This is a genomic window from Streptomyces acidiscabies (assembly GCF_020010905.1).
GTDB classification, from domain to species: Bacteria; Actinomycetota; Actinomycetes; order Streptomycetales; family Streptomycetaceae; genus Streptomyces; species Streptomyces acidiscabies.
Genome location: NZ_JAGJBY010000002.1, coordinates 1544760 through 1557538, shown reverse-complemented (window position 1 = coordinate 1557538; position 12779 = coordinate 1544760). Strand labels below are relative to the sequence as shown.

The 12779-nt window shown below is 67.9% G+C and carries 11 protein-coding genes; 2 read left to right on the top strand and 9 right to left on the bottom strand.

Annotated elements, in window-relative coordinates:
* The first annotated feature begins 31 nt into the window (after nucleotides 1-31).
* Nucleotides 32-616, top strand: coding sequence for a TIGR03086 family metal-binding protein (locus J8M50_RS33945; RefSeq protein WP_010356860.1), 585 nt, complete (start codon nucleotides 32-34; stop codon nucleotides 614-616).
* On the opposite strand, the gene J8M50_RS33940 is transcribed toward J8M50_RS33945, so the two are convergent.
* Complete coding sequence (locus J8M50_RS33940) at nucleotides 603-1448, bottom strand: thioesterase family protein (protein ID WP_010356859.1); 846 nt, start codon at nucleotides 1446-1448, stop codon at nucleotides 603-605. The genes J8M50_RS33945 and J8M50_RS33940 overlap by 14 nt on opposite strands.
* Nucleotides 1449-1612: 164 nt before the next feature.
* On the opposite strand from J8M50_RS33940, the gene J8M50_RS33935 reads away from it, so the two are divergent.
* On the top strand, nucleotides 1613-2836 hold the full coding sequence (locus J8M50_RS33935) for an alpha/beta hydrolase (RefSeq protein ID WP_010356858.1): 1224 nt from the start codon (nucleotides 1613-1615) through the stop codon (nucleotides 2834-2836).
* Here the strand turns inward: J8M50_RS33935 and J8M50_RS33930 are convergent.
* From J8M50_RS33930 to J8M50_RS33895, 8 genes are all read right to left on the bottom strand, one after another.
* On the bottom strand, nucleotides 2817-3473 hold the full coding sequence (locus J8M50_RS33930) for a trimeric intracellular cation channel family protein (RefSeq protein WP_010356857.1): 657 nt from the start codon (nucleotides 3471-3473) through the stop codon (nucleotides 2817-2819). The genes J8M50_RS33935 and J8M50_RS33930 overlap by 20 nt on opposite strands.
* 56 nt (nucleotides 3474-3529) lie before the next feature.
* Nucleotides 3530-4921, bottom strand: coding sequence for a M1 family metallopeptidase (locus J8M50_RS33925; protein ID WP_010356856.1), 1392 nt, complete (start codon nucleotides 4919-4921; stop codon nucleotides 3530-3532).
* A gap of 437 nt (nucleotides 4922-5358) precedes the next feature.
* Nucleotides 5359-6582: an ABC transporter ATP-binding protein gene (locus J8M50_RS33920; RefSeq protein ID WP_223786369.1), complete on the bottom strand. Its 1224-nt coding sequence runs from the start codon at nucleotides 6580-6582 to the stop codon at nucleotides 5359-5361.
* 8 nt (nucleotides 6583-6590) lie between these two features.
* Nucleotides 6591-7667: an ABC transporter ATP-binding protein gene (locus tag J8M50_RS33915; protein ID WP_010356853.1), complete on the bottom strand. Its 1077-nt coding sequence runs from the start codon at nucleotides 7665-7667 to the stop codon at nucleotides 6591-6593.
* Complete coding sequence (locus J8M50_RS33910; RefSeq protein WP_010356852.1) at nucleotides 7664-8674, bottom strand: ABC transporter permease; 1011 nt, start codon at nucleotides 8672-8674, stop codon at nucleotides 7664-7666. The genes J8M50_RS33915 and J8M50_RS33910 overlap by 4 nt, the downstream gene beginning before the upstream one ends.
* A gap of 99 nt (nucleotides 8675-8773) precedes the next feature.
* Nucleotides 8774-10522: an ABC transporter substrate-binding protein gene (locus J8M50_RS33905; protein WP_040837517.1), complete on the bottom strand. Its 1749-nt coding sequence runs from the start codon at nucleotides 10520-10522 to the stop codon at nucleotides 8774-8776.
* 28 nt (nucleotides 10523-10550) lie between these two features.
* The gene (locus tag J8M50_RS33900; RefSeq protein WP_010356850.1) at nucleotides 10551-11549 is read right to left on the bottom strand and encodes an ABC transporter permease; all 999 of its coding nucleotides are present in this window, start codon (nucleotides 11547-11549) and stop codon (nucleotides 10551-10553) included.
* A 317-nt stretch (nucleotides 11550-11866) separates the two neighbouring features.
* The gene (locus J8M50_RS33895) at nucleotides 11867-12664 is read right to left on the bottom strand and encodes an enhanced serine sensitivity protein SseB C-terminal domain-containing protein (RefSeq protein ID WP_010356849.1); all 798 of its coding nucleotides are present in this window, start codon (nucleotides 12662-12664) and stop codon (nucleotides 11867-11869) included.
* Nucleotides 12665-12779: the final 115 nt, after the last annotated feature.

Below are 12779 nucleotides of genomic sequence, written 5' to 3'. Positions count from 1 at the left end.
TACACAGCAGCCGTTACGGAAAGGCACGACCATGACCGTCGACCCACGTTCCCTGTATGCCCAAGCCACCGCGCAGATCGGGGAGTTGATCGACGCCGTACGGGTCGAGCAGCTCGGGGCGGGGACGCCGTGTCCGGAGTTCGACGTGCGGGGGTTGCTGTCGCACGTCGTCGGGGTGATGGTGCGGGTCGCCGTGACCGGGGAGGGTGGGGACGGGCTGGTCGTGGAGGCGTTCGTGGAAGGGGTGGGGGACGACGAGTGGGGGGTGGTGTTCGAGGAGGCGCGCGTTCGGGGTGTGAAGGCGTGGGAGGACGACGCGTCGCTCGCGAAGACCGTCCGGGTGCCGTGGGGGGAGGTGCCGGGGGCCGCCGCGATCTCGGGGTACGTGATGGAACTCGCCACCCACACCTGGGACTTGAGCGAGGCCCTCGGGTGGCCCGTGCAACTCTCGCCGGAGGTCGGGGAGTTCGCTCTGGACGCCGCGCTGCGGAACCTGCCCGGCCCTCAGCGGCCCCCGGGGATTCCGTTCGGGTCCGCCGTCGAGGCTCCTGAAGGGGCCGACTTCTACGGGAAGTTGGCCGCCTGGACCGGGCGGGAGCCCCTTACGGCAGTGTGACGCGGGCGAGTTGGCGGGACTGGGCCACCAGGCGGTCCTCGCTGTCCCAGATCTCCGCGTCCTCCTCCAGGAAGCCGCCCGCGAGGTTGCGGGTGGTGATGGCGACGCGGACCGGGCCCGGGGCGGGCAACGCCCTGATGTGGGCGGTGAGTTCGATCGTCGGGACCCAGCCCTTGAGGCCCAGGTCGAAGGCGGTCGGGGGGAGGGCGTCCACCGCGAGGAGGAGGGAGAGGGGGTCGGCGTCCCGGCCGTCGGCGAGGCCGAACCAGGCTCGGGACTCGCCCTTGCCGGAGGGCTGGCCCAGGGCCCAGCCGACCGTCGCGGGGTCGAGTTTGAGCATCACCCGTTCCGCTATGGGCTGTTGGTCGGCAGAGCCGGGGGCGTCGTCCGGGCCCACACAGTGGGTCAGGGGCGGGAACGCCGGGGGTTTCGCCGACGTGCGGACGTCGTCGGGGAGGCTCGCGAGGTCGCCGTAGGAGGCGAGGACGCGGATGCGTTCGACTTCGGCGCCTGTCTCGTCGTACTGGAACAGGGACGCCTGGCCCGTCGAGAGCGTGCGGCCCGTGCGGACCGTTTCCGTGCGGACCGTCGCCGGGCCGGGGCGGGAGGCGCTCAGGTAGTGGGCCGAGATCGTGAAGGGGTGGGGGTGCGGAAGCGTGTCGCCGAGGGCCCGGCCGAGGACGGCCAGGAGGTAGCCGCCGTTGAGGGCGCCGAAGATGGTCCAGCCCGCCGGGAGATCTATGTCATACGCACCGGGGGCGCGGGGAGTGAGCGTCGTCGCGCGGTCGAACTCGCTGTCTCCGACGGTGGCGGGGGCGGCTGTCTCTGACATGGGTGAACAGTACAACAGGCGATTACTAAGCGGTAGCTTTACCGGCTGGTACCCACCCGCCCCCGCAAGATCCACGGCGCGCTTCGGTGAGCCTCCGGCAATTTCTCGGTAAGTGTCCGCACACGTCCGTAAACCCTGGGCCCGCGTTTTCCCTCTGTAGGGACATGAGCCTTACCGGGACCCCGTTCCTCTACACGCTGATCGCGCTGGCGGTCGTCGCCATCGTGCTCCCGCTGTTCCTGTGGACGCGGCTGGGCGGGCCGCGCGTCCTGCGGGGCGGGGTGCGCTTCCTGATGCTGCTGTTCGCGCAGGGGACCGCCGTCGCGCTGGTCTTCACCCTGGTGAACAACTCCAACAACCTGTACGACAACTGGGCCGACCTGCTCGGTACCGGGTCGCACGTCAACCAGGCCCGCGACCTCGGCGCGAGCGGCACCGGCGGGATATCGGTGAAGAAGCTCCCGAAGGTCAAGCAGAAGTTCACCGACGCCGAGGGGCCGGGGATGCGCGCGGCCGGCGGGGTCATGCAGACCGAGCTGAAGGGGCAGGTCTCGGGCGTCACCGCCGAGGTCTACGTCTGGCTGCCGCCGCAGTACAACGACCCGTCCCTCAAGAACATCCACTTCCCCGTCGTCGAGCTGCTGCCCGGCTACCCCGGCTCCGCGAAGGCCTGGTTCGGCTCCCTGCACGCGCACGAGCAGCTCGCCTCGCTCATGCGGCAGGGCAAGGTAGCGCCGTTCATCCTGGTCGCGCCGCGTACGACGCTCCTCGCGGGCGTCGACACCGGGTGCGCGAACGTGCCGGGCACCGTCAACGCGGACACCTGGCTCAGCGTCGACGTACCGAAGATGGTGACCGACAACTTCCGCGCCCTGCCCGCGCCCAAGGGCTGGGCCGTCGCCGGGTACTCGGCGGGCGCCCACTGCGCGACCAAGCTGGCCATCGCCCACCCCGACCGCTACCGCGCCGCCGTCAGCCTCTCGGGGTACAACGACCCGATGGGCGAGCGCTCCTCCCTCACCGCCCAGGACCCGACCCTGCGGCACGACACCAACCCCTTCTTCATGCTCCAGAAGGCGGCCACTCCCCCGGCCGTCTCGCTCTACCAGTCCGGCCAGCCCGGCGACGGGTACGAGGCGGGCCTCGCCCTCAAGAAGGAGGCCAAGGCGCCGACGGTCGTCCACGTCGTCTACATCCCGAAGAAGGTCGGCGGCCACAACATGAAGCTGTGGAAGCCGCAGGTGGTACCGGCGTTCCAATGGCTGACCACGCAGATGGGGCTGACGAACGTATCGGGTGGGGACGGCGGAGGTAGTACGGGTACGACGGAGGCCGAGGGCAATACGGGAGCCGCCGGTACCAGGGGTACTACTCCTCTTGCGCAGTAGCTCTACGGTTCCATGCCCGGGGGGCCCGCCAGTGGTAGTGGATCGCCAGGAGGCGTAGGACGAAGGCGGTGGTGGCGGCGACTGCGCTGGTCAGGGGGTTGAGCACCTCGTAGTGGATGCAGACCACCACCATCGTGGCCCCTACCATCGCTGGGACCGCGTAGAGGTCGCGGTCCCAGCGCAGGAGGGACGGGATCTCGTTCGCCAGGACGTCCCGGAGGACTCCGCCGCCCACCCCCGTGGCCAGGCCCAGGGTCGCCGACGCCGTCAGGCCCAGGCCGTGGTCGTACGCCTTCGTCGTACCCGCCACGCAGAAGAGGCCCAGGCCCGCCGCGTCGAAGACGTTCACCGCGTTCTGGATGCGCTCCACCTCCGGGTGGAGGAAGACGACGATCAGGGCGGCGATCAACGGGGTGATGAAGTAGCCCAGGTCCGTGAACGCCGCCGGGGGGACCGCGCCGATCACCAGGTCGCGGAACAGGCCTCCGCCCAGCGCGGTGACCTCGGCGAGGACGGCGATGCCGAAGACGTCGAAGTTCTTGCGGACCGCCAGCAGGGCGCCCGAGAGCGCGAACACGAAGATGCCGGCCAGGTCCAGGGTGTGCTGGACGGAGGGGCTGAAGATTTGCTGGAGCACCCGCACATTCTTGCTTATCGCCGGGTGTCTTCCTTGTTATGCAAGGAGCGGAGGGGCTAGAGGGTCGGTTTCCCTGTGGTGAAGAGCCACGTCTGGAAGAGGTCGTCCAGCTGCCGGCCCGAGATCTTCTCCGCGAGGGCGATGAACTCGGCCGTGTTCGCGTTGCCGTAGCGGTGCTGCTTCGTCCAGGTCGGGAGGAGCTTGAAGAAGGCCGCGTCGCCTATGCGTTCGCGCAGCATCTGGAGGGTCATCGCGCCTCGCTGGTAGACCGCCGAGGCGAACATCGTGTCCCGCTGCGGGTCTCCTACGGTGATCTGCCAGAACGCACTGGTGGACGGGCGGGAGTTGTAGCCCGCCAGGAACGCGTCGTGCGCTGTGCGGGTGCCCTTGTGCTCGTCCCACAGCCACTGGCTGTACGTCGCGAAGCCCTCGTTCAGCCAGATGTCCTTCCAGTGCGCGACGCTCACGGAGTCGCCGAACCACTGGTGCGCCAGCTCGTGGACGATCGTCGATTCGTTGCGGACCGCCGAGTAGACCGGCTTGCTCTGGACCTCCAGGGAGAAGCCCGCCTGCGGCATGTCGTCGACTATCGCGCCGGTCTCCTCGAAGGGGTACGGGCCGAAGACCTGGGACCAGTAGTCGGTGGCCTCGGCGGTCACTCCGTACACGTCGACGTTGTTGCTGTTCGCCAACACCGGGTCTATCGCTACGTAGATGGGGGTGCCGGCGGGGGTGGTGCCCGTTTTTACGTCGAACTTGCCTATCGTCGCCGTCGCCAAGTACGTCGCCATCGGCTTCGATTCGCGCCAGTGCGTGTACGTGGAGTCGCCCTTGTCGAACGTCGAGACCAAGCGGCCGTTCGAAACTGCCGTCAGGCCCTTGGGAGTTCGTATGCGGATGTCGTACGTCGCCTTGTCCGCGGGGTGGTCGCTGGACGGGAACCAGGTCGACGCGGCGTTCGGTTCGCAGGCGACGAAGACTCCGTCCGTGGTCTTCATCCAGCCGTAGTCCGAGCCGAAGACTATGGGGCCGCCCAAGGGTTCCGGTACGCCGCCGTACGTCACGCTCACCTTGAACGTCCGTCCCTTCTTCAGGAACTGACGGGGCGTAATCTTTATCTCGTCGCCCTCTCTGGTGAACTTCGCCTTCTTTCCGTTCACTTCGACCCTGGTGACCTCCAACTTCTGTAGGTCCAGGTCGAATGCGGAGAGGTTCTGGGTCGCTCTCGCGGTGACGGTGGTGGTGCCGTCCAGGCGGTCCGTGTCCGGGTTGTACGCGACGCCGAGGTCGTAGTGGAGGGCGTCGTAGCCGCCGTTGCCGAGTTGGGGGAAGTAGGTGTCGCCTATGCCGTCCGCGCCGGGGGTGGGGGCGGGGGAGGCTGCGACGACGAAGAGGGTGGCTGCCGCGGCTACGGCTGTGCCTGCCCAGGCCGAGCGGGAGAGGGGCATGGTCGTCCCTTTCATGCGTTGTGCCGATGTATCGGACGGGGACGACTTTGCAGGGCGCGGTGTGGGCATGTGCATGACTTTGCCAAGTTGTGAGGAGTGGGGTGTTGCCGGTTCGTCGTTGGGTGCGGGTGCGATGTGGCTGGTCGCGCAGTTCCCCGCGCCCCTAAAAGACTTGGGCGCGCCCGGCATATGAAAGCGCGGGGAGTTGGGCGGCGAGCTACGAAGTGCCGCATCCGGTTCGTGGTCAGGTGCAGGCTCGTCGTGGCTTGTCGCGCCCACGCGGCGGAGCCGCACATCGACACAGCCCCGCGCCCCTAAAAAGACTGGGCGCGGCCAGCGTTGACGCCCGTAGGTTCGTCGTAGCTGGTCGCGCCCGCGCGGCGGAGCCGCATATTGATACAGCCCCGCGCCCCTAAAAGACTTGGTTCCGTCCGGCGTCAGCCAGCTTCCGGCTTGCCCTCAGGCTTGTCCGTTGCCGGCTGCTCCTGCGCTTCAGCAGGTTCGGGTTCCCCCGCCGTCTCTACCTCCGCCGCCACCGCCGCCGACGTCTCCGCCGATTCCGCCAGGACCTCGTCCGCCACCAGCTCCGCCGCCTGCTTCGCTTCCGTCAGCAGGACCGTTTCCTGAGGGGCCTGGTCTGCGAAGTTTTCCGGGTGGTGGCAGGCCACCTGTTGGCCGGGGATCAGTTCCAGGAGGGGGGGTTCCGTTGTCTGGCAGATCTGCGTTGCCTTCCAGCAGCGCGTGTGGAAGCGGCAGCCGCTCGGCGGGGAGATGGGGGACGGGACGTCGCCCTTCAGGAAGATGCGTTCGCTCTTCGCCGCACGGCGCTTCGGGTCCGGGATCGGGACCGCTGAGAGGAGGGCCTTCGTGTAGGGGTGCATCGGGGACTTGTACAGCTTGTCCCGGTCCGCCAGTTCCACGATCTTGCCCAGGTACATCACCGCGATGCGGTCCGAGACGTGGCGGACCACCGAAAGGTCGTGAGCGATGATGACGTACGTCAGGCCCAACTCCGACTGGAGGTCGTCCAGGAGGTTGACCACCTGCGCCTGGATCGAGACGTCCAGCGCCGAGACCGGCTCGTCCGCCACGACCAGCTTCGGGTTCAACGCCAACGCCCGCGCGATGCCGATGCGTTGGCGCTGGCCGCCCGAGAATTCGTGCGGGTAGCGGTTGTAGTGCTCGGGGTTGAGGCCGACCACCGACAGCAGGCGCTGCACCTCCGCCTTGACGCCGCCCTCCGGGGACACCCCCTGGAGCTTGAACGGCGCGCTGACGATCGTACCGATCGTGTGCCGGGGGTTCAGCGACGAGTACGGGTCCTGGAAGATCATCTGGACGTCGCGGCGCATCGGCCGCATCCCCGCGGCGCTGAGGTGCGTGATGTCCTTGCCCTCGAACTCGACGGTGCCGCCGGTGGGTTCGAGGAGCCGCGTGATGAGGCGGCCCATCGTGGACTTGCCGCACCCGGACTCACCGACGACACCGAGCGTCTCGCCCTTGCGGACCTCGAAGTCAATGCCGTCGACGGCGCGGACGGCACCGGACTGGCGCTGGAGGAGGCCCTTGCGGATCGGGAAGTGCTTCTGGAGGCCGGAGACCTTCAGCAAGACCTCGGGAGCCTCGCCCGAAACGGCCGTACCCTCGGTTTTATCGCTCACGGCATCGCTCACAGCTTCGGCGCAATCTCTTCGTTCCAGATCCGCTCCCGCTGTTCCTGCCCGAGATGGCAGGCGGCCCAGTGGCCGGTGCCGACCTCGGTGAGGTCGGGGCGGACCGTGCGGGTGACGTTGTCCTTGGGGAGGTCCGCGTACGGGCAGCGCGGGTTGAAGGCGCAGCCGGACGGGATGTTGATGAGCGAGGGCGGGGCGCCCTTGATCGGGATGAGCCGGTCCGTGTCGTCGCGGTCGAGGCGCGGCATCGAGCCCAGCAAGCCCCACGTGTACGGGTGCCGGGGTTCCGCGAACACGTCCTCGGCCGACCCGCGTTCGACGCAGCGACCGCCGTACATGACGAGCAGGTCGTCGGCCATCTCCGCGACGACACCGAGGTCGTGCGTGATCATGATGACCGCGGAGCCGAACTCCTTCTGGAGGTCGCGGATCAGGTCGAGGATCTGCGCCTGGACCGTCACGTCGAGCGCGGTGGTCGGCTCGTCGGCGATGAGCAGCTCGGGGTTGTTCACCAGCGCCATCGCGATCATCGCGCGCTGGCGCATCCCGCCGGAGAACTCGTGCGGATAGCCGTCCACGCGCTGGTCGGGCTCGGGGATGCCGACCCGGTCGAGCATCTCGACGGCGCGCTTGCGGGCTTCCTTCTTGGTGACCTCGTTGTGGACCCGGTACGCCTCCACGATCTGCTGCCCGATCGTGTAGTACGGGTGCATCGCGGACAGCGGGTCCTGGAAGATCATCGCCATCTTCCGGCCGCGCAGCCGCCGTACCTCGTCGTTGTGGGCGCTGATCAACTCCTGCCCGTCCAGCCAGACTTCGCCGCTGACGCGGGCATTGCGGGCGGAGCGGTGCAGGCCCATGAGGCCCAGCGAGGTGACGGACTTGCCGGAGCCGGACTCGCCGACGATGCCGAGCGTGCGTCCGCGCCGTACGTCGAAGCTGACGCCGTCGACGGACTTGACGAGGCCGTCGTCCGTGTTGAAGTGGATCTTCAGATCGCGGACGGAGAGGAACGTGTCGTCGGGGGCGTCGGCGACCGGCTCGCCCGGGGCCGCTTTATCGAGCTTGCTCACGAGTACCTCACCCGGGGGTCGATGGCTGCGTACACCAGGTCGACGACGAGGTTGCAGAAGACGATGAAGAACGCGGCGACCAGGGTGACGCCCATGACGATGGGCAGGTCGTTGTCCCGGATCGACTGGACCGAGTAGGCGCCGATGCCCTGGAGGGAGAAGACGGTCTCGGTCAGGACGGCCGTACCGACCAGCGTGCCGAAGTCCATGCCGAAGATGGTGACGATCGGGGTGAGCGCGGCGCGCAGGCCGTGCCGGGTGACGACCGTCGTCTCCTTGAGGCCCTTGGCGCGGGCCGTGCGGATGTAGTCCTCGCCCATGGTCTCCAGCATCCCCGCCCGGGTGAGGCGGGCATAGAGCGCGGAGAACAGGAACGCGAGGCTGATCCAGGGCAGCAGGAGGTGCCAGGCCCATTCCGCCGGGTTCTCGGTGAACGGGATGTAGTCGATGGAGTCCCAGATGGGGATCTCGTACACGAACAGCGCGCTCAGGACCTGGCCGGTGAAGAAGATCGGCAGGGAGACGCCGGCGAGCGCGATGAACATGGAGACGCGGTCGACGGGGCTGCCCTTGCGCAGCGCGGAGATGACGCCGGTGGTGACACCGAAGATCAGCCAGATCACGGCAGCGCCGACGGCGAGCGAGAAGGAGACCGGGATGCGCTCGGTGAGCTGCGGCCAGACCTCGACGTGGCTCTTGAAGGAGTAGCCGAAGCAGGGCGCGCCGCAGTGGGTGGCGTCCGGGCCGAACTTGTAGTCGGCACCGACGAACAGCGCCTTGATGAAGTGCCAGTACTGGGTGTAGATGGGCTGGTCGAAGCCCAGGTTCTTCTTGATCGCCAGCACGGAGTCGGGGTTGGCGTCCTTGCCGACGTACTGCGTGGCGAGCTGGTCGGCGGTCTGGCCGCCGAGCCTGGGTACCAGGAAGAAGATCGCGAAGGTGACTGCGCTGACCACCAGCAGCAGTACCAGGGCGCCGAATACGCGCCGGATGATGTACGCAGCCACAGCTGTCCGGCTCCGGGCGGCGGGGTCGGAACGTGTCCGTCCCCGCCACCCGGAACCTTCACCTGCCTTTCGAGAAGATTCCGGCCTGCTCTGGGGCTCCTACTTGGAGGAGCTCATCAGCAGGTAGTCGTACATGCCCAGGTACGCCTGAGTGACCGTGACGTTGGTCGCGGACGCAGGCCGGAAGAGCAAGTTCTTGCGGTAGAGGGTCGGGACGACCGTGGCGGTGTCCATGACCATCTTGTCGATGGTGCCCCAGCCCGCGGTACGGGCGGCGGCGTCGGTGTTGGCGATCGTGGCGGCGAGGGCCGCGTTGATCTTCGGGTCGTTCAGCTCCATCAGGTTGTTGCCGCCCGAGGGCTTGATGGCGGAGCCGTTGACGATCTGGTCGAGGAAGCCGAAGCCGGTCGGCCAGTCGGCACCCCACGCCATGGACAGCATGCCGAGCTTCTGCTGGTGGACGTAGGACGGGACACCGGCGAAGTTCGAGAAGTACTTGCCGGCCGGGAACTGCCGGATCTCGACGTTGATGTTGTACTTCTTGAGCGACGCCTGGACGGCCGTGGCCTGCGCGATCTCGGCGGGACGGTCGGAGCGGGCGGTCAGGATCGTGTTGAAGCCGTTCGGCTTGCCGCACGCGGTGAGGAATTCCTTGACCTTGGCCGCGTCGCCCTTGTTGCCGGCCGACGGGTAGGTGTCGAACTTGGTGTAGCCGTTGACCGACGGCGGCAGCAGCGTGGTGGCGATGTCACCCTTCGGCGCACCACCGGCCGCGTCCAGGATGGACTGCTTGTCGACGCCGTACTGCACGGCCTTGCGGCAGTTGATGTTGTTGAACGGCTCGACGTTCTGGTTCAGCGCGATGTACTGCGTGGCACCGGCGTACGAGCTGTCCGTCTGGTTGGCCTTCTTGCCGGTCAGCACCTTCGGCTGGGTCGCGGCCTGGACGCCGGCACCGGCGGCGTCGACGGTGACCCGGTCGGAGATCAGGTCGTTGTCGATCGTGACCGGGTTCACCTTGAACTTGATCGTGATCTTGTCCGGCAGGGCCTTGCGGATCGGGTCCGTCTTCGCGTCCCACTGCGGGTTCCGCACGAGGGTGGCGCTGCGGCCCTCCTCGTAGGACTGGAACTGGTACGGGCCCGAGGAGATCATGTGCTGGACGTACTTGGCGCCGTCGTCCTTCGCGGCCGGCACGGGGGCCGTCTGCGAGAAGGTCGCCAGGTAGTCGAAGTCCGCGAACGGCTGCTTCAGCTTGAACACGATGGTCTGCGCGTCCGGCGTCTCGATGGACGCGAGGCCGTTCGGGTTCTTGTCCTTGTAGGGACCCGTGTACTTGTCGCCGCCGAGCAGGTACGACTTGAAGTACGTCGGCCCGTTGGACAGCACCTCGGGCGCGAAGTTGGAGCGCTCGATGGCGTACTTGACGTCCTTGGACGTGACCGGGGTCCCGTCCTGGAACTTGACGCCGGCCCGCAGCTTGTACGTCCACGTCTTGGCGTCCGCGCTCGGCGTACCGAGCGACTCGGCCAGGTCGGGGACGACGGTCAGGCCGTCCTTGCCGGCGGCCGGCTTGAACGTGGTGAGCGTACGGCCGTACAGGCGCGAGAAGTTCTGCACCCAGCCGTAGTACGTGTTGCCCGGGTCCAGGGAGTCCGCGACGTCCGAGTGCTCGAAGCTGAGGGTGCCCCCCTTCTTGTTCGAGACGTTGACGACCGACGTCAGAGCCTCGTCCTTCTTCCCCTTGGCGGAGCCGCCACCGCTGTCGCTGTCTCCGCCACAGGCGGAAGCGCCCAGCGAGATCGCCAGGACCGACGCGATCGCGGCGGTCACTCTTCTGGTCTTCACCGAGGAAAGCCCCCTCTGTCGTTGTGGATCACTTGCTGCGAGGGTCGAGTGCGTCGCGCAGCCCGTCACCCAGCAGGTTGAACGCCAGGACGGTGATGAAGATCGCCAGTCCGGGCACGAACATGTACTGCGGATCAGCTGTGTAGAGATCCACGGCGTTGCTGAGCATTCCGCCCCAGGACGCCTGCGGCGGGGCGATACCGACCCCGAGGAAGCTCAGGCTGGCCTCGAAGAGGATGTTCGTCGGGATGATCAGCGTCGAGTAGACGAGGATCGGCGCGACGAGGTTCGGGAGGAGTTCGCGGAACAAAACGTACGGTCCGCGTGCGCCGAGGCTGTGCGCGGCTTCGACGAACTCCCGCTTGCGCAGGGTCATCGTCTGGGCGCGCACGATACGGCCGATGTACGGCCAGCTGAAGAAACCGATCACGAAGATCAGTACGCAGATCCGCAGCGGGAGCCCGTTCAGGCCGAAGAAGCCGTCCTGGACGGAGGCCGAGATGGCGATGGCGAAGAGCAGCAGCGGGAAGGCCAGGAAGGTGTCCATCAGCCGGCTGATGATCGAGTCGACCCAGCCGCCGTAGTAGCCGGCGACGACCCCGAGGACCGTGCCGATGACCACCGACAGCAGCGTGGCGCCGCCCGCGACGAGCAGGGAGACCCAGGACCCGTCGATGATGCGGGCGAGCATGTCGCGGCCGTACTGCGGGTCGACGCCGAGCGGGTGGTCCCAGCTCATGCCGCCCCAGCCGCCGATGGGCGCCTGCATCGCCGGGTCGATGAGGTCCTGGTGGAACTCGTTCGGGTCGAGGCCGAAGACGGACTCGATGGGCTTGGCGAGGATCGCCATGAGGACGAGCAGGACGACGACGATGCCGCCGGCCACAGCCAGCTTGTCGCGCTTGAACCGGGTCCAGGCGATCTGGGTGAGTGAACGCCCTTCGATCTGGCTCTGGCTGGCCCCGGCGAGCACGGCCTCCGGCTGTGCTCCTGCCTCCGACCCGGTGGTCTCGATCGGTGCGGTCACAGTGCACTGACCCTTCCCGCCGGTGGTGACCGGCCTTACTCGCGTCTTATGGGAGGCGAGTCTTCAACGCGCTCGTGATCACGCGCCAGATGCGGCGCCGAAAGTATGCACAACCGTGATGCCGACTGTGGGCTTCCGTTATCCGAACAGTGGGTAACGACCCTCGGACGAGGGCAAGTCGGTAATTCAGGGCACAGTAGCGTGTACCGGTTCGCTCTACGCGCGGAGATGAACACGGGTCGGTGTAACGAGCGGGTTTCCTGAGATGACGGAGCGTCAGGATGTACTCGTGGGTAAGAAGGGGCGCGCGGGACGGATCAGTACGCGCCGGGCGTCGCCGGGTAGCCGTAACCGGCCGCCGGGGACTGCTGCGCCGGGGCGTGCGCCTCACGGTCGTAGAACGGGCGGGCGTTGACCCGCATCCACATGACGACCGGGTCGTACTCGTCGGTCATCGCGACCGTCGACACGGACAGACCGTCGGGGACGGCGCCGATCGACTGCTGCATCATCGCGCGCACCGCGTCGACGGACTGCGGGGACGCGTCGTACACGTCCAGGCCGATCGACAGGTACGGCTGACCCAGGGACGGCTGGACCCAGGCGCGGCGCAGCGCCCTGATCGCGGGGGTGCGGTGGGCGTTCTGGCCGAGGAGGGCGTAGAAGTGCGGGATCTCCACCGCCGGGTCCGACAGGCGCAGCGGGCCGGGGGGCTGGCGGTCCAGGCCCGTCGCGATGCGGCGCAGGTCCGGCCAGGGGACGCCGACGCCGCCGCCCGGCGCGTGCGGGTTCAGCCACAGGCCGTGGCGGTCCGGGTACAGGGTGCGGGCCGCGTCGAGGCCGTCCACCACCTCGTACGAACGGTTCCAGCCGCTCGCGGACAGCTCCTGGGCGGACGTCACGCAGGGTGCGTACGCGTGGCCGTCCACCTCCATCGCGCCGTACTGGGCGTCCGGGGAGCCGGACTGGCCGTGCCACAGCAGCATCCAGACCTGGCCGGTGGTGGGGGTCGAGAGCGCGCGCAGGAGTGCCTCGTAGGCGTCGTAGCGGCCAGGCGTGACCTGGCGCAGCATGTGCTCGACCTGGCCGGCCGCAGCGGTGCCGCTCACGCTCACGCTCACGTTCTTACCGCCCCTTCGTGAGTTGGCCTGGGTCGTCCGTTACCCGGCGTCGCAGTCAAGCTTAAGCGCCTATTGGGGGTTCGCCGATTGCTCGTAGGCGGGTGCGGGT